This is a genomic window from Micromonospora sp. LZ37, assembly GCF_059359015.1.
This window is the reverse complement of the sequence record NZ_JCADBL010000004.1, coordinates 423,421-440,318: the sequence shown is the minus strand read 5'-3', so window position 1 is coordinate 440,318 and position 16,898 is coordinate 423,421. Positions and strand designations below refer to the sequence as shown.

Below are 16,898 nucleotides of genomic sequence, written 5' to 3'. Positions count from 1 at the left end.
TACGGAGAGGAATCGCCCCGGGCGCGTGGAACGTGCCCGTCCGCGCCTCTACCCGGCACCTCATCCATCGGTATAGTGGCTCGGTCCCCGGCTTCGAAACTGACGTGGAGCCGGCCGGATCCCGCCTGGCGAGTCCAGACGCGCTGCCCTTCGGGGCCGTGTCCGGTGCTGAGCCCGCGTGGGAGACTGGAACGGTGGGCGACCCGGGCCCCTCACGGCGAGTGAGCGGCGCGTGTCATGCGGGAGGACATGGGTGAGGTGACGACAAGCCTCCAGCGCCCGGTAACCAACACAGGCCGGAGCAAACTCGTGCGGCACGTCGACAGCTTCGAGATCCAGCCGCCGACACCGCCGTCGCACAACGGCGTCCCACGATCGGCGTGGGCGCGGGCCCGTCGCCGGGTCTCGCGCTGGCACCGCCCGTACACCATGGTGCTGCTGCTGCTCGACTTCGCCGCCGTGGTGCTCGCCGACTGGAGCGCCCAGGAGGCGTTCGGCCAGGCGCGGGCCGGCTTCTACAACGCCCAGGAGGACCCCACCTGGTTCTACACCGTGGCGTTCGTCCTGCTGCCCCTAGGCTGGCTGGTCATCCTCTGGGGCAACCGGGCCTACGACCGGCGCTACATGGGTCTCGGGCCGGACGAGTTCAAGCGGGTGATCCGGGGTGGGGTCGCGGTCGCCGCGACGGTCTCCTTCCTCGCGTTCGCGACCAAGACCGACCTCTCCCGTTGGACGGTGGGTTTCGCCCTGCTCGGGGCGCTGCTGCTGATCCTGGTCGGCCGGCTGCTCGCCCGCTTCACGCTGCACGCGGTACGCCGTCGCGCCGGCCACGCCGGGCACCGGATGGTGCTGGTCGGCACCCTGCCGGAGTGCCTGGAGGTCTACACCGCGGTCACCCGCAACCCGGACGCCGGCCTGGTGCCGGTGGCCATCCACATCACCGACGGGTACGCCGCCGCGCGCGGCATCCAGACCCCGGTGCCGGTGTACGCCGGGCGGGACGTCCTCGCGCTGGTCCGTGAGGTCGGCGGGGACACCATCGCGGTCTGCGGGTCGGCCAGCGCCGAGCCGGGCGAACTGCGCCGGCTGGCCTGGCAGCTGGAGGGCTCCGGGGTCGACCTCGTGGTCGCCCCGCAGCTGACCGACATCGCCGGCCCCCGGGTGCACATCCGGCCGATCGAGGGCCTGCCGCTGCTCTACGTCGAGGAGCCGACCCTGTCGGGTCCGGCGCTGCTGATGAAGAGCCTGCTGGACCGGGTCGCGGCCGGGCTGGGCCTGCTGGTGCTGATGCCGGTCTTCGCGGCCATCACCCTGGCGATCCGGCTCTCCGACCCGGGTCCGGTCTTCTTCCGGCAGCCCCGGGTCGGTCACGAGGGTCGCACCTTCCGGGTCTGGAAGTTCCGCACCATGTACGTCGACGCCGAGGACCGGCTGGCCGGCCTGGTCGACCAGAACGAGACCGACGGCATGCTGTTCAAGATGAAGCAGGACCCCCGGGTCTTCCCGGTGGGCCGCTTCCTGCGCGCCTCCTCGCTGGACGAGCTGCCCCAGTTGATCAACGTGCTCTGGGGGGAGATGTCGCTGGTGGGGCCGCGTCCGCTCCCCGCCGACGACGGCGACTTCCTGGGCGACGTGCGACGCCGGCTGCTGGTCCGGCCGGGCATGACCGGGCTGTGGCAGGTCTCCGGCCGCTCCGACCTGTCCTGGGACGAGGCGGTCCGGCTGGACCTCTACTACGTCGACAACTGGTCGCTGGCGTACGACCTGAGCATCCTGTGGCGGACCGTCGGCGTGGTGCTGGCCCGCAAGGGCGCGTACTAGGGGCTTGGCGCGGCGGCCCGGAGGGGCCAGGATCGCGGGGTGGGTGGCAACCTCTCCGCCGTCGTCGGCGTCGTCTCACTGGTCAGCGCGCTGGCCGCCGCGCTGTACGCGGTGGGCCGGCTGCGCGCCCGACGGGGCATCGCCACCGCCACCCAGCGGGCCACCTACGAGGTGTTGCACACCGCCGGCCTGGCCGCCGAGCCGCTGCGCGCGGGCCTGCACCCGGCGGGCGCGGCGAAGGCCGTACGCCATCTGCGGGCCCTGGTGGGTGCGGTCGGGCTGGCGTTGACGGACCGGGAGGCGCTGCTGGCCCTGGACGGGCGCGGCACGCACCACGCTGACCAGCTGCTCGCGGCGGCCCGGCGGGCGGTTGAGACCGGGCGTTCGACGGTGCTGGGCGAGTCGGAGCTGCACTGCGACCGGGTGGACTGCCCGGTCCGGGGCGCGGTGGTGGCGCCGCTGGCCGCGGAGGGCCGGGTGGTGGGCGCGCTGGTCGCGATCGCCGACGCCCCACCGGCGCCCGGCCTGGTGCAGGCCACCCTGGAGACCGCGCACTGGGCCGGCAACCAGCTCGCCCTGGCGGAGCTCGACTCGTCCCGGGAACGGCTGGCCCGGGCGGAGATCCGGGCGCTGCGCGCGCAGATCAGCCCGCACTTCATCTACAACGCGCTGACCGCGATCGGCTCGTTCGTCCGCACCGACCCGGAGCGGGCCCGCGAGCTGATCCTGGAGTTCGCCGAGTTCACCCGGTACTCCTTCCGGGCGCACGGCGAGTTCACCACGCTCGCCGAGGAGTTGCGCTCGATCGACCGCTACCTGACCATCGAGCGGGCCCGGTTCGGCGACCGGTTGCAGGTGCGGTTGCAGATCGCCCCGGAGGTGCTGCCGGTGACCCTGCCGTTCCTCTGCCTCCAGCCACTGGTGGAGAACGCGGTCCGGCACGGGTTGTCACGCAAGCCGGGCACCGGCATGGTGAGCATCGAGGCCCGGGACGCGGGTGCCGAGTGCCACATCACGGTGGAGGACGACGGGGTGGGGATGGATCCGACCACGCTGACCGCGGGGATCGCCGAGCTGACCCGGGCCGGCAGCGACCCGGCCGAGGACGCCGGCCAGCACGTCGGGCTCTCGAACGTCGACGAGCGGCTCCGGTCGGTCTTCGGGGACCGCTTCGGCCTGGTCGTCGAGACCGGCCCCGGCTCGGGTACGAAGGTGAGCCTGCGGGTGCCGAAGTTCCACCCCGGGGTACGGGCGGGATCGTGAGCGAGCGCAGCGAGCGAACATCGGGGCCGGCACAGGTGAGCGGGTCCGGATTTCTCCGGGTGCTGGCGGTGGACGACGAGCCGCCGGCGCTGGACGAGCTGGCGTACCACCTGCGGGCCGACTCGCGGGTGGCCCGGCTGCACACGGCGGGCGACGCCACCGAGGCGCTGCGGGTGCTCCGCGACGCCGACGTGGACGTGGTCTTCCTGGACATCCGGATGCCCGGCCTGGACGGGATGGAGCTGGCCCGGGTGCTGCGCCGGTTCGCCCGACCGCCGGCGATCGTCTTCGTCACCGCCTACGACGACGGGGCGGTGGACGCGTTCGACCTGGGCGCCACCGACTACGTCCGCAAACCGGTACGCGCCGAGCGGCTGGCCGAGTCGCTGCGCCGGGTGATCGGCTCGCGGGTGGTCCCCTCGCACCCGGCGGCGCTGGCGCGGGCGGAGGAGGACCCGACCATTCCGATCGAGCTGGCCGGTACCACCCGGATGCTGCCCCGCTCGGCGGTGCGCTGGGTGGAGGCGCAGGGCGACTACGCCCGGCTGCACACGGCCGACGGTTCGCACCTGGTGCGGGTGTCGCTGGCGACGCTCGCCGAGCGCTGGGCGGACGCCGGGTTCGTCCGGATCCACCGGTCGTACCTGGTGCAGTTGCGGCTGATCGCCGAGCTGCGGCTGGTCAACTCCGGTTACGTGGTGGTGATCGACTCGGCGGAGCTGCCGGTGAGCCGGCGGCACACCCGGGAGCTGAAGGACCGGCTGGTCCGGGCGGCGAAGCAGGACTGGAACCGCTGACCCCGGCCCCAGCCCCGCCCGCCCGTCGTACCCGCCGCGACCGTCAGGCCCTGATCCGCTCGGCGACCCGTACGGACGCGGCCGTGCGTTTCCGTGGTTCGGGAATAGGGCCGCTTCGTCGTACGCTGTACGGTACTCCGTACGAGAGTGGAGGCCGCCGTGTTCGACGCCGCTACCGAATTCGACCGCCAGCTCGACCGCCTGGTCGAGCTGGGCTACCCGGCCCTGGCCGACCTGACCGAGGATGCCTTCCGTGACCTGGTCGCCCCGCTGCGCGCGGCGGCGGTCTCCGGGGCGGCGGGCCTGCCCGCGCCGACCGAGGGTCGGGTGCCGTTCCTGCTGGTGACCACCCGCGAGCTGGTGCCGGTCGAGGCCCGGGTCGCGCTGACCACCCTGGCCGGCAAGCGGAAGCCGGGCATCGTCGACCGGCACTACGCCGAGGGTGACCTGCCGCGCTTCGACCCGATCAAGGAGCTGGAGGTGCCGGCCGGGCCGGCGTACCTGCTCTTCGACGTCGACCGGGGCGAGGAGACGCTGAACCTGGCCCCCGCCGCCGCGATGGAGGTGATCACCGGCCAGGGCCGGCTGCCGCTCACCATCGACGAGGGGCTCGCGTTCGTCACGCTGCACCCGGAGGCGCTGGCGAAGAACAAGTGCTTCTCGCTGGTCGGCTCCCGCTGCGGCGACAAGCGGGTGCCGGCGATCTGGATCAGCCAGGGCGCGCCGAAGCTGGGCTGGTGCTGGTACGGCAACCCGCACACCTGGCTCGGCTCGGCCACCGCCCACCCGGTGCGGGTCGGCCTCGCCTGAGTGGTGCGGCGGCGCGGCCGGTCGGCCGCGCCGCCGCACCACTCAGAACGCAAGTTGGAACTGGTTCCAGGAACGCCCGTCCCGCGTCAGGACGAAGTGGTCCGGCTCGCCGTTCGACCCGTCGTAACGGCCGAAGAGCCACGCGTAGCCGGGGGCGACACTGGCCGAGCCGACGGGCCGGCCCTTCCCTCGCGCCATCGTGAAGCTACCTCCGTTGTCCCGACTGACCAGGACTTCCGCCACCCGGTTGCCCTCCGGGCCGGTCTGAGTGACCGCCAGCAGGGACCCGTCCACCCCTACCGTCAGGTCCCAGTGCGGCCCCGTCGGCAGGTCGGCGCCGGTGGTGGACCAGTTCCTCCCACCATCGGTGCTCCGCGCCAGCGTCACCGAGCCGTCCGCGGCCGACACCAGCTGGTACCCCGCCCGGCCGTCGCCACCCACCAGCGCGAAGAGGCTCGTACCGGCCGGCGTCGTCCAGGTCTCCCAGGTCGCGCCACGGTCGATGCTGCGGGCCCCGGTCGTCGTCACACCTGTCCGGTATGCCGCCCAGATGGTGCCGTCCGATGCCGGGTAGAGGCTGAAGAGCTCAAGCGGTGACGGTTGCTTCCCGGTGAGCCGGTAGACGTTCCCCGTCGACGGGTCCACCGCCAACGGCTCATCCATCGCCCCACAGTCGTACTGGCAGAAGACCGGTCGGGCGGTTGCCGGAAAGGCGCGCACCCCCACGATTGCCCGGCTCGCGTCCCGCCAGGTACGGCCGTAGTCGGTGGAGAGGCGGAGCAGCCCCCCGTCGTCCACCAGATAGAACCGGTCACCGAGCACGGAATAGTCCAGGTTCCCTGCCTGCCCGCCCGGGCCCGGCTGGCATCTGGTGGCCTGATACCGGGCTTCGTTCCAGTCGGACCAGGTCCGGCCGCCGTCGCCGGTGTGCGCGAAGCGGAGCACGCAGCCGTCGACGCGCACATCCACCCCGGAGTCCGGGCCGGTCAGCGTGAAGTCGCCGGGGTTGCCGAGCAGGGTGGGGCTGGGCGACGGCCCGTGCGGCCGCCCCGCTGACTCGAACCGCTCCAGCGGGGCCACCAGCGGCGCGACCGCCACCACAGCCAGCAGGGCCAGGGCGGTCGCCGCCAGCGCAACCGACCGGTGCCGGCGGGAGCGGGCCAGGGCGCGCAACTCGTCGAGCGGCGGCTGCCGGACCGCGCCGGCGATCGTGTCGACCTCGAAGCCGGACAACTCACGATCGGACATCGATCCTCCCAGTGCTGGTACTGCCGGTGACGTCGGAGTCGGTGAGCAGCGCCGCCAGCGCCTGCCGCCCACGGGAGAGCCGGGACTTCACCGTGCCGGCGGAGACGCCGAGGGTCGCCGCGACCTCATCCACCGGCAGGTCGACCAGGTAGTGCAGGGCCAGCGCGTGTCGCTGCCCCTCGGGCAGCTCCCGCAACGCGGCCAGCAGGGCCAGGTGATCTGGTGAGCGGTCGGCGACGGCGGGTGGCGGACCGATCCGGAGCAGCAGCCGGTCGAGTACGCGTCGCCGCCGATGCCGGCTGCGGGCGACGTTCACCGCGACCCGCCGCAGCCACGCCTCCGGATTGTCCAGGCGGGCGAATCGCCCGGGCGCGGCCAGAGCCCGGGTGAAAGCCTCCTGGACCGCCTCCTGGGCCTCGCTCAGGTCACCGGTCACCGCGTAGAGCTGGACCACCAGCCGCCGGAAACAGCCGGCGTACAGCTCGGAGATCAGATCACCGTCGGACACCGTCACCTCCCTTCTCCACCTGTCCCACTCCTCGGCGGGGCGGAAGGTTCCGGTGACGTGGTCAGTTCGCCCGTCGTCCACAACGAACCGCGCTCATCCACCGGGTTATCCACAGGAGTGAGGCGTTCTCCACAGGTTGTTCACAACGCCCCCCACCGATCTCCACGCCCGCTCCCTACAGTCGGGGACCATGAACGAACGCCGGGTACTGGTGGTCGAGGACGAACGGGCCATCGCCGATGCGGTGGCGGCCCGCCTGCGCGCCGAGGGTTTCACGGTGGACATCGCCGCCGACGGCCCGAGCGCCGTCGCCCGGTTCCGCGGCGGGCGGCACGACCTCGTCGTACTCGACGTCATGCTGCCGGGCTTCGACGGCCTGGAGGTGTGCCGGCGGATCCAGGCCGACCGGCCCGTGCCGGTGCTGATGCTCACCGCCCGCGACGACGAGAACGACCTGCTCGTCGGGTTGGCCGTCGGCGCCGACGACTACCTGACCAAGCCGTTCTCCATGCGCGAACTGGCGGCCCGGGTGCACGTGCTGCTGCGCCGGATGGACCGGGCGGCGAGCGCGCCACCGGCCGGCGTACGGCTCGGCGACATCGAGATCAGCCCCAGCGAACGCCGGGTGGTCAAGGGCGGCGTCGAGGTGCACCTCACCCCGACCGAGTTCGACCTGCTGGTCCACCTCGCCGGGCGGCCCCGCGCGGTGCTGCCCCGGGAGCGGCTGCTCGCCGACGTCTGGGGATGGGCCGACGGCACCGGCACCCGCACCGTCGACAGCCACGTCAAGGCGTTGCGCCGCAAGCTCGGCGCCGACCTGATCCGGACCGTCCACGGGGTCGGATACGCGCTGGAGGTACCCGCGTGATCGGCGAATTGATCGACTGGGCGAACCGGGTGCTGCCCCGGCCACTCGACCCGGTCCGCTCGATCAAGATGAAGCTCGGCGTCCTGCTGGTCGCCTCCTGGACGGTCGCCATCGGCTACTTCTGGTACGGCATCGGCTGGTTGCCACCGGGGACGACGGTCACCGTCATCTGCATCGCCCTGGTCACCTCGCAGGTGCTGGCGCACGGGATGACCTCCCCGCTGCGCGAGATGACCGCCGCCGCCGGGGCGATGGCCCGCGGCGACTACACCCGCCGGGTCCGGGCCACCTCGCGGGACGAGGTCGGCGAGCTGGCCCAGGCGTTCAACAAGATGGCCGAGGACCTGGCCGCCGCCGACCAGCGCCGCCGCGAGCTGATCGCCAACGTCTCGCACGAGCTGCGCACCCCGATCACCGCGCTCCAGGGCGTGCTGGAAAACCTGGTCGACGGGGTGGCCGACGCCGATCCCGCCGCGCTGCGCGGGGCGCTCGCGCAGACCGAACGGCTCGGGCACCTCGTCGCCGACCTGCTCGACCTGTCCCGCCTCGACGCCGGAGTGGTCCCCCTGCGCCGGGTACGCATCGACGTCGCCGACTTCCTCGACGAGGCGGTGGAACACGCCACCGCGACCGCCGCGGGCACCGGACGCGACGTCCGCTTCCGACTCGGCGACCTGCCCGCCCCGCTGACCGTGGAGGGCGACCCGTGGCGGCTGCACCAGGTCTTCGCCAACCTGCTCGACAACGCCGCCCGGCACAGCCCGGCCGGCGGCACGGTGCTGGTCACCGCCGAGGAACACGGCGGCCACCTGCACGTCGAGGTCACCGACGAGGGCGAGGGCATCCCCCCGGCGGAGCGGTCCCGGGTCTTCGAACGGTTCACCCGGGGTGAACGGGCCGCCGGGGGCGGGACCGGGCTGGGCCTGGCCATCGCCCGCTGGGTGGTCGAACTGCACGGCGGGGCCATCGGGGTCACCGATCCGGTCGGGCCGGCCCGCGCCGAGCGGCCCGGCTGCCGCGTCCAGGTGGTCCTTCCCCGTACCGCACCGATCCGAGAAGAGGTGGCATGACCAGCGCACCCGTGAGGCCCGGCCCACCGCCCCCGGGGGCCGGCGGCGCTCTCCGCCCGGCACCGCCCACGCCCCGTCCGCCCTCGTTCTTCGCACGGCGCTGGCCCGGGCCGGCCGGGGCGGCCCGGCCGCTGGTGCTCGGCGCGGTCACGGTCGCCGCCGGGACCACCGCGTCGGTCGTGCCGCTGGACCGGCCCGGACTCGGCTGGCTGGTGGCGGCCCTGGCCGGTGCCGGCGCCCTCGGCACGGCGGCCACCGTCCGGCCCCGGCCGGCGACGCCGGCCGCACCGCCGCCGGATCCGACCCAGCCAGGCCAGCCGGACCAGCCAGCTCAGCCGACTCAGCCGGCCCCGCCGACTCAGCCGGCCCAGCCAAACCAGCCGGCCCAGCCGGGCGCGCCCGGGTCACCGCCCCTCCCGGCGACGGGGCCGGCGGCGGCCACCGGATCGACGAGTGGGTCCGCGGCGACAACCGGCGTGCCCGGCGAAAGCAGCACCACGGGGGGCGGCGCGGTCGTCCGTCCCGGCGCCACGGGGGCGCCGGGGCGGGCGGTCCGGCTGGCCTGGACGGCGGCCACGCTCGCCCTGGTCGGGGTGGGTACGGCCCGGGCCGCCGGCTGGCTCTTCGTGCTCTGCCTGCTCGCCGCCGTCGTCACCGGCACGTTGGCCGTGGCGGGTGGTCGTACCGTGCCGGGGATGCTGCTGGCCGGCCTGCTGCCGCCGGCCGCGACCATGCGGGCCCTGCCCTGGGCGGCGCGGGGGCTGCCCCGGTCCCGTCCGGGCGGTCCGAGCGTCGGGCGGAGCCTCGCCACGGTGGCCGTCACGGCGGGGCTGCTCGGCCTCTTCGGGCTGCTCTTCTCCTCCGCCGACGCGGTCTTCGCCGGCCTCCTCGCCGACCTGCTGCCGGACATCTCCACCGCGGGCGTGACCGGTTGGGTCCTCCGCCTGCTCCTGGTCGGCGCGGCCCTGCTCGGCGGGGCGTACCTGCTGGCCGCGCCGCCGGACCTGGACGGCCTGGCCGTGACGCCGGGCCGGACGGTCCACCGGCTGGAGTGGGCCCTGCCGCTGGCCCTGCTCGACGCGCTCTTCGCCGCCTTCGTACTGGTGCAGCTCGCCGTGCTCTTCGGCGGCTCCGGCCACGTGCTGCGCACCGCCGGGCTCACCTACGCGGAGTACGCCCGCGGCGGCTTCTGGCAGCTGCTCGCCGTCTCCGCGCTCACCCTGCTGGTGATCGCCGGCGTCTTCCGCTGGGCGCCCCGCCGCACCCGCGCCGACCGGATCCTGGTCCGGCTGCTGATCGGCGCCCTCGCCGCGCTCAGCCTGATCGTGGTCGCCTCGGCGCTGTACCGGATGCAGGTCTACGCCGACGCGTACGGGGCGACCCGGCTGCGGCTCGTGGTGGCGACCGTCGAACTCTGGCTCGGGCTGCTCTTCGTGCTGGTCGGGGCGGCCACGATCCGGCTGCGGGCCGGTTGGTTGCCGAGGCTGGTGCTGGCCGCGGCGGTGGTCGCGCTGCTCGGGTTGGCGGCGGTCGACCCCGACCGGTTCATCGCCGAACGCAACGTCGACCGGTACCTGCGGACCGAGCGGCTGGACGTGCACTACCTCTCCGGGCTCTCCGCGGACGCCGTACCGGCGCTGGACCGGCTGCCCGAACCGGTGCGCTCCTGCGCGCTGCGGTGGATCGCGGCCGAACTCCCCGCCGACGGCTGGCGGGCCGCGAACGTCGGGCGGTCGCAGGCCCGGGCCATACTCGCCCGGCGTCCGGTGGAGGCGGCCGGCTGCCGCCCGCCGGGGTGGTGATCCGGGCGCCCGCCGCCGGGCGAGAGGGTGGGCGCCCTTGACATTCCCGGTGATCGGGCGAGACTGCCGGGATGACCGGAGCCGGTGAACCGCGCGCGCCGGGGCGGCCCGCACCGGCCGCCCCGGCGCCCGTCCGGCGGCCGGCGGAACAGTCCGGGCGTACCCGGGTCGTGCTGGCCGAGGTGTCCCGCCGGGACAGCCGTGCCGAACGGACCCGCACCGAGCTGACCCAGCAGACCCGGGTCGGTGAGGCGCTCGTCCGGGGGCTGGTCCGGGCGCAGCTCGCGCTGGCGCTGCGGATGAGCCTGGTGGTGCTGATCGGGCTCGGTGGCCTCCCCTGGCTCTTCGCGATCGCGCCCGCCGTCGGCCGGGTCACTGTGCTCGGCGTCAACCTGCCCTGGCTGCTGCTCGGGCTGGCCTCCTTCCCGTTCCTGATCGCCGTGGGGTGGGCGTACGTGCGGCTGGCCGAGCGCAACGAGCAGGACTTCACCGACCTGGTCCAGCGGCCGGAGCACTGAGATGGGCAACGGCTTCGTGGTCCCGGCGATCGTGGCGGTCACCCTGGTCACCCTCGGGATCGGCTTCTACGGGCTGCGGCTGGCCCGGACCACCTCCGACTTCCTGGTCGCCTCCAGGGCGATCAGCCCGAGCTGGAACGCCGCCGCGATCGGCGGGGAGTACCTGTCGGCGGCGAGCTTCCTGGGCATCGCCGGCCTGATCCTCAGGTACGGCGTGGACGTGCTCTGGTACCCGGTCGGCTTCGCCGCCGGCTACCTGGCGCTGCTGCTCTTCGTGGCCGCGCCGCTGCGCCGCTCCGGCGCGTTCACCCTGCCCGACTTCTGCGAGCTGCGGCTCGGGTCGCGCCGGCTGCGCATCCTCGCCACCGTCTTCGTGATCTTCATCGGCTGGCTCTATCTGGTGCCGCAGTTGCAGGGCGCCGGGCTGACCCTGGCCACGGTGGCCGGGTCGCCGTACCCGGTGGGGGCGCTGCTGGTCGCGGCCGTGGTGACGGCGAACGTGGCGCTCGGCGGGATGCGGGCGGTCACCTTCGTGCAGGCGTTCCAGTACTGGTTGAAGCTGACCGCGCTGGCCGTACCCGCGATCTTCCTGGCGTTGCAGTGGCAGGCCGACGCCCGCCCGGCGGTGACCCCGCCCGACGGGCCGGCGTTCCGGACCGCGACCACCGTCGTGGTCGAGCACCGCGCGGCCCTCACCTTCCCCGACGGCACCACCCGGGAGGTACGCCCCGGCGACGAGCTGACCTTCGCGGCGGGCGACCCGGTGCCGGAGGTCTCCGGGGTGGCCACCGACGCGGCGGACTGGCTGCTGCCCAGCGCCGCCGGGGACGACGACCGCGGCCTGTTCGCCACGTACTCGCTGATCCTGGCGACGTTCCTGGGCACCATGGGGCTGCCGCACGTGCTGGTGCGCTTCTACACCAATCCGGACGGGGCGGCCGCCCGGCGGACCACCCTGGTGGTGCTCGCCCTGGTCGGCGTCTTCTACCTGCTGCCCACCCTGTACGGCGTGCTCGGCCGGATCTACACCCCGCAGCTGCTGGTGAGCGGTCAGACCGACGCGGTGGTGGTGCTGCTGCCCGGGGCGGCGCTCGGTGACGGCACCACCGGCCGGCTGCTCGCCGCGCTGGTCGCCGCCGGGGCGTTCGCGGCCTTCCTCTCCACCTCGTCGGGGCTGCTCACCAGCGTCGCCGGGGTGATCTCCACGGACGTGCTCGGGCGCGGCTCGGTCCGCGGCTTCCGGCTGGCCACGGTGCTCGCCGGCGGGGTACCCGCGGTGCTCGCGCTGAACGTCTCCGGGCTGAACGTCTCGCAGGTGGTGGGGCTGGCCTTCGCGGTGGCCGCGTCGAGCTTCTGCCCGCTGCTGGTGCTCGGAATCTGGTGGCGTGGGCTGACCGACCTGGGCGCCGCCGCCGGGGTGCTGGTCGGCGGCGGCGCGGCGGTCGGGGCGGTGCTGGTCACCGTGCTCGGCCCGCCGCTGTCCGGCTGGCCGGCCACGCTCACCGCGCAGCCGGCCGCCTGGACGGTGCCGCTGGCCTTCACCGTGATGGTGGTCGTCTCGATGGCGACCCGACGCCGGGCCCCGGCCGACGTGGGGGCCACCATGCTCCGGCTGCACGCCCCGGAGGCGCTGCGGCTGTGAGGACGGTCCACGGTTGACGCCTCCGGTGCGACCGGGAATCCCGCGCCGTCTCCTGCTGAAGGAGGAGGGCGACGTCGTCCACGGGCGGGACCGATCACTGGCAACGGGCGGATACGGTCAGACCCATGACTGGTGAGCACTCCGCGCTGGCGCTGCGTGGTCTGGCGAAGCGGTTCGACAGCAAGGTCGCGGTGGCCGGCGTCGACCTGGACGTTCCCGCTGGTTCCTTCTACGGGCTGCTCGGTCCGAACGGGGCCGGCAAGACCACCACCCTGTCGATGGCGGTCGGGCTGCTCCGCCCCGATCACGGGCGGGCCTGGGTGCTGGGGCACGACGTCTGGGCCGACCCGGTGGGCGCGAAGCGGCTGCTCGGGGTGATGCCGGACGGGGTACGGCTCTTCGACCGGTTGAGCGGAGCGGAGCTGCTGGCGTACCACGGTCTGCTGCGCGGGATGGACCCGGCGGTGATCGACCAGCGGGCGACGGAACTGCTCGACGTGCTGGCGCTCACCGACGCCGGCCGCACCCTCGTGGTGGACTACTCCGCCGGCATGAAGAAGAAGATCGGGTTGGCCTGCGCGCTGCTGCACGGGCCCCGGCTGCTGGTGCTGGACGAGCCGTTCGAAGCGGTCGACCCGGTCTCCGCCGCGCTGATCCGGGACATCCTCCAGCGGTACGTCGGCGGCGGCGGCACGGTGGTCTTCTCCAGCCACGTGATGGAGGTCGTCGAGCGGCTCTGCTCGCACGTCGCGATCCTCGCCGAGGGCACCATCAAGCGGGTGGGCACGCTCGACGAGGTCCGCGGCGGCGACCGTTCCCTGGAGGAGGTCTTCGTCGAGGTGGTCGGTGGTCGGACGGCGACCGGCGAGGAGCTGGCGTGGCTGTAGTGGGGAGCCCCTCGACGATGCCGGCCCGGCCGGTCACCGCCCGGCACTTCGTCCGGCTGAAGCTGCGGGTGATCGGCAACAACTTCCGCGGCCAGGGCTGGCGGATCGCGATGTTCGTGGCCGGGATCCTGGTCGGCCTCTGGTTCGCCGCCAGCGGTTTCCTGGCGCTCGCCGCGCCGGGCTTCGCCGACGAGCCGCGGTACGCGCTGCTGACCGCCGCGTTCGGGGGCGGAATCCTGGTGCTGGGCTGGCTGCTGCTGCCGCTGGTCTTCTTCGGCGTGGACGAGACGCTCGACCCGGCCCGGTTCGCGCTGCTGCCGCTGACCCGTCGCACCCTGGTCACCGGGTTGTTCGCGGCGGCGCTGGTGAGCGTCCCGGTGGTCACCGTGCTGATCGCGCTCGGCGGGCTGGTGGTCACCGCCGTCGCGCTGGGCGGCTGGCCCGCCGGCCTGGTCGCCGCGATCGGCGCGGTCGCCGGCCTGCTGCTCTGCGTCGCCGCCAGTCGCGCGGTGACCAGCGCGTTCGCCACCATGCTGCGGTCCCGGCGGGTGAAGGACCTGGCCGCCGTGCTGCTGGCGGTGGTCGCCGCCCTGCTCGGGCCGCTCCAGATCCTGGGGCTGGCGGCGGTGCGGGAGGCGGACTGGGACCGGCTCACCGGCGTGGCCCGGGTGGTGGGCTGGACGCCGTTCGGCGCGCCGTGGACCGTCGGCGTCGACGTGGCGGAGGGTCGGGGCTGGGCGGTGCCGGTCAAGCTGCTGATCACCGCCGCCACCATCGGCCTGCTGCTGTTCTGGTGGTCCCGGTCGCTGGAGTCGGCGATGGTCGGGGCGGAGACCGGCACCCCGGCGAAGGAGCGGCGCGGCCCGGCGGGCGGCGCGGTCGCGCAGCTCTTCCCCCGGGTGCTCGGCTGGGCCGGCCGGGACCGGTTCGGCGCGCTGGTGGCCCGCGAGTGCCGCTACTGGTGGCGGGACGCCCGGCGGCGGGCCAACCTGATCACCGTCGCGGTGGTGGGTGTCTTCGTGCCGGTGATGGTCAACATCGGGGGCTCGGGCTTCACGGTCGGCCCCGCCGGGGAGGGCTTCCCGGGCGCCGATGAACCGTCACCGGTGCTGCTCAGCCTCTCGATGCTCTTCGTCGGGGTGCTCGCCGCGGTGACCCTGGCCAACCAGTTCGGCTTCGACGGCAGCGCGTACGCGGCGAACGTCGTCGCCGGGGTGTCGGGCCGGCTGGAGCTGGGCGCCCGGATGGCGGCCTTCTCGGTGTACGTCGTACCGATGCTGGGCGTGGTCTCGGTGTTGACCGCCGTGGTGCTGGGGCGGCCCGGGTGGGTCGGGGTCGCCGCCGGCGCCCTGCTCGCCTCGTACGGGGCCGGGTTGGCGATCAACTCGTTCCTGTCGGTGCTCGGGGCGTACTCGCTGCCGGAGACGAGCAACCCGTTCGCGATGAACACCGGGGCGGGGGTGGCGCGGAGCTTCCTCACCCTGCTGTCCATGCTCGGCTCGGCGGCGGCCGGGATGCCGCTGGTGGTGGCCGCGGCGCTGCTCGGGGAGGCCTGGCTCTGGCTGGCCCTGCCGCTGGGCGCGGCGTACGGGACGGGTGCGGCGCTGCTCGGCGCCTACCTGGCCGGGGACGTGCTGGACCGCCGGGCACCGGAACTGCTGGCCACCGTCACCCCGCGCCGCTGACCCGCGCCGCCGGTCGCCCGTCGCCGGTCGGCCCGTCGCCGGTCGCCCGTCGCCGGTCGCCCGTCGCCGACCGCCGACCGCCCCAAGATCGCGCTCGATCCTGGAAAGAGTGGTCTCACCGCGAGTCCGAGGCCACTACTTCCAGGATCGAGCGCGATCTTCCAGGGGCCCTGTCAGTCGAGGCGGCCGGAGCGGGCGTGGGCGACGAACGAGCGCCAGGCGTCGGGGGCGAAGCTGAGGGCCGCGCCGGCGCGGTCCTTGCTGTCGCGCACCAGCACCACGCCGGGCAGATTGTCCGCCACCTCGACACAGTTTCCACCGGAGTCTGTCGAGCGGCTGGATGTGCGCCAGCACGGCTTGACGATCGTCATGGCGTCACCTTCAGCTTTCGGATCAGATCCAGCGAGGCGCCTGTGGACAGTGCTTCGCCGAGCAGGCTAGTAAGCCCTGGCGTCCTCCCCCGCGACCGGTCCGCCGTCCAGGGTGGAGGACGCGCGGCCCGGCCGGTGGAGGCGTCGACCCGGCGGCCGGTCTGCGTCGGGTCGCCCCGGTCATTCCCCCGACCGGGGCGACCCCCGAGACCGGGAGGAAGTCAGCGATGTTCGGGTTCATCCGCCGCAGGAACGCCGCGCTGTGGTCGTACCGGAGGAGGAAGGTGGCGCCGGCGACCGGCGTGCCGGGCGCGAGGGCGCCGCAGGAATCGGCGGGCCGGCCGAACCAGCCGCCGGCGTGGGCGACCGCGCCGAGGGTGGCCCTGCCGCGACCGGGTCGCGCGGGCTGGTTGACTCCGGCGCAGGCCTGGCGGGCGAACGGCGGACGGTGGTGACCACCGCTCGGGTGATACCTCTGAGTCATCCATATGCCTCTGAGTCATCGCGCTCGTTGGGGCACACGCCTCCGGCCACCGACACGCCCGAACGCACCACCGCGCGAGCCGCCACCGCGCGAGCCGCCACCGCGCGAGCCGCCACCGCGCGAGCCGCCACCGCACGGGCCGCCACCGCACGGGCCGCCACCGCGCGGGCCGCCACCGCGCCGACCGCGGCCGGGAACTGGCGATGAGCAGGCGGGTGCCGCATCTACCGATGCGGCCGCTCTGGCGGTGCCGGGCCTGCGGCGCGCACTGGCCGTGTCAGCCGGCCCGACTCGGCCTCCTGGTCGAGTACCGGCACGATCGGACAGCGCTGCTCGTGTACCTGGGCGGGCTGATGGCCGAGGCGGGTGACCAACTTGCGCGCCTCCACCCGCAGGCGGTGCCGGCCGACCTGCACAAGCGCTTCCTCGGCTGTGCGCGGGCCCGGGGCGGCACAATGTTTCACGTGAATCATGAGCCGGGTGCCGAGATCCACCACACCGACCCGTTCGCGGTGCCCGCCGGGCAGCGCTCACCCGTACGCCGGTTGCGGGGTCGGCTGGCGGCGCCGGTGACCCTCTGGACGGCGCCGGGTCCGGCGGGGCTGACCGTCTCGTCCACCCTGGTCGCCGAGGGGGAGCCGGACCGGCTGCTCGGGCTGATCGACCCGGAGTCGGACCTGTGGGCGGCGGTGGAGGAGGCCGGACGGTTCGCGGTGGCGCCGCTGGGGCCGCCGCACCGGCAGCTCGCCGACCGGTTCGCCGGCCTCTTCCCCTCCCCGGGCGGCCTCTTCGCCACCGGTGAATGGCTCGACACCCCCTACGGCCCGGTCCCCAGCGACGCCGGCGGGTGGGCCGGCTGCCGGCTCGACACCGCCCGGGAGTACGGCTGGGGCCTGCTGGTCGAGGCCACCATCGAGGCCGTCGACCTGACCGAGGAGACCATGCCGCTGCTGCACTACCGGGGTCGGTACCACGGGCTGACCTGACGGCCCGGCACCCACCACCCGGCGGACCGCTCGTCGAAGTGACGTGCGTCACTCGGCGCAGCCGGCAGACCGTTCGGCGCACCCGCCGACCGGGCCCGATCTCGGCCTTCCGTGGAGGGGAGCGCGCTCCTTACGGTG

15 protein-coding genes are annotated in these 16,898 nt (G+C 74.2%); 12 read left to right on the top strand and 3 right to left on the bottom strand.

Features of this window, described 5'->3' with window-relative positions; all coding sequences use genetic code 11:
* Positions 1 to 249 precede the first annotated feature (249 nt).
* From AC5L3Z_RS12205 to AC5L3Z_RS12190, 4 genes are all read left to right on the top strand, one after another.
* The gene (locus AC5L3Z_RS12205) at positions 250 to 1,821 is read left to right on the top strand and encodes a sugar transferase (RefSeq protein WP_494841703.1); all 1,572 of its coding nucleotides are present in this window, start codon (positions 250 to 252) and stop codon (positions 1,819 to 1,821) included.
* Between the two features lie 39 nt (positions 1,822 to 1,860).
* Entirely contained in the window at positions 1,861 to 3,084 is a 1,224-nt protein-coding gene (locus tag AC5L3Z_RS12200; RefSeq protein WP_494841636.1) for a sensor histidine kinase, read from the top strand.
* A gap of 35 nt (positions 3,085 to 3,119) precedes the next feature.
* Positions 3,120 to 3,881 carry a LytR/AlgR family response regulator transcription factor gene (locus AC5L3Z_RS12195; protein ID WP_494841635.1) on the top strand — a complete coding sequence of 254 codons (762 nt, stop codon included), beginning with the start codon at positions 3,120 to 3,122 and terminating at the stop codon, positions 3,879 to 3,881.
* Positions 3,882 to 4,040: 159 nt separating this feature from the next.
* A complete protein-coding gene (locus AC5L3Z_RS12190; RefSeq protein ID WP_494841634.1) occupies positions 4,041 to 4,691 on the top strand; it encodes a DUF5701 family protein in 651 nt (216 codons plus the stop codon).
* A gap of 42 nt (positions 4,692 to 4,733) precedes the next feature.
* On the opposite strand, the gene AC5L3Z_RS12185 is transcribed toward AC5L3Z_RS12190, so the two are convergent.
* Positions 4,734 to 5,939: a WD40/YVTN/BNR-like repeat-containing protein gene (locus AC5L3Z_RS12185; RefSeq protein ID WP_494841633.1), complete on the bottom strand. Its 1,206-nt coding sequence runs from the start codon at positions 5,937 to 5,939 to the stop codon at positions 4,734 to 4,736.
* The gene (locus AC5L3Z_RS12180; protein WP_334527777.1) at positions 5,926 to 6,447 is read right to left on the bottom strand and encodes an RNA polymerase sigma factor; all 522 of its coding nucleotides are present in this window, start codon (positions 6,445 to 6,447) and stop codon (positions 5,926 to 5,928) included. The genes AC5L3Z_RS12185 and AC5L3Z_RS12180 overlap by 14 nt, the downstream gene beginning before the upstream one ends.
* 190 nt (positions 6,448 to 6,637) lie before the next feature.
* Between AC5L3Z_RS12180 and AC5L3Z_RS12175 the strand changes: the two genes are divergently transcribed.
* From AC5L3Z_RS12175 to AC5L3Z_RS12145, 7 genes are all read left to right on the top strand, one after another.
* The gene (locus AC5L3Z_RS12175) at positions 6,638 to 7,315 is read left to right on the top strand and encodes a response regulator transcription factor (RefSeq protein ID WP_494841632.1); all 678 of its coding nucleotides are present in this window, start codon (positions 6,638 to 6,640) and stop codon (positions 7,313 to 7,315) included.
* 68 nt (positions 7,316 to 7,383) lie between these two features.
* Positions 7,384 to 8,385: a HAMP domain-containing sensor histidine kinase gene (locus tag AC5L3Z_RS12170; protein WP_494841702.1), complete on the top strand. Its 1,002-nt coding sequence runs from the start codon at positions 7,384 to 7,386 to the stop codon at positions 8,383 to 8,385.
* A complete protein-coding gene (locus AC5L3Z_RS12165; RefSeq protein ID WP_494841631.1) occupies positions 8,382 to 10,187 on the top strand; it encodes a DUF4153 domain-containing protein in 1,806 nt (601 codons plus the stop codon). The genes AC5L3Z_RS12170 and AC5L3Z_RS12165 overlap by 4 nt, the downstream gene beginning before the upstream one ends.
* A 71-nt stretch (positions 10,188 to 10,258) precedes the next feature.
* Positions 10,259 to 10,705, top strand: a complete 447-nt coding sequence (locus AC5L3Z_RS12160; protein ID WP_494841630.1) for a DUF485 domain-containing protein — start codon at positions 10,259 to 10,261, stop codon at positions 10,703 to 10,705.
* Position 10,706: 1 nt separating this feature from the next.
* Entirely contained in the window at positions 10,707 to 12,347 is a 1,641-nt protein-coding gene (locus AC5L3Z_RS12155) for a sodium/solute symporter (RefSeq protein ID WP_494841629.1), read from the top strand.
* 125 nt (positions 12,348 to 12,472) lie between these two features.
* Positions 12,473 to 13,234, top strand: a complete 762-nt coding sequence (locus tag AC5L3Z_RS12150) for an ABC transporter ATP-binding protein (protein ID WP_494841628.1) — start codon at positions 12,473 to 12,475, stop codon at positions 13,232 to 13,234.
* 17 nt (positions 13,235 to 13,251) lie between these two features.
* Positions 13,252 to 14,919, top strand: a complete 1,668-nt coding sequence (locus tag AC5L3Z_RS12145; protein ID WP_494841701.1) for an ABC transporter permease — start codon at positions 13,252 to 13,254, stop codon at positions 14,917 to 14,919.
* Positions 14,920 to 15,092: 173 nt separating this feature from the next.
* Here AC5L3Z_RS12145 and AC5L3Z_RS12140 read toward each other — a convergent pair whose 3' ends face one another.
* Positions 15,093 to 15,290, bottom strand: coding sequence for a DUF397 domain-containing protein (locus tag AC5L3Z_RS12140; RefSeq protein WP_494841627.1), 198 nt, complete (start codon positions 15,288 to 15,290; stop codon positions 15,093 to 15,095).
* Positions 15,291 to 16,004: 714 nt separating this feature from the next.
* Between AC5L3Z_RS12140 and AC5L3Z_RS12135 the strand changes: the two genes are divergently transcribed.
* Positions 16,005 to 16,760, top strand: a complete 756-nt coding sequence (locus tag AC5L3Z_RS12135; protein WP_494841700.1) for a flavin reductase family protein — start codon at positions 16,005 to 16,007, stop codon at positions 16,758 to 16,760.
* Positions 16,761 to 16,898: the final 138 nt, after the last annotated feature.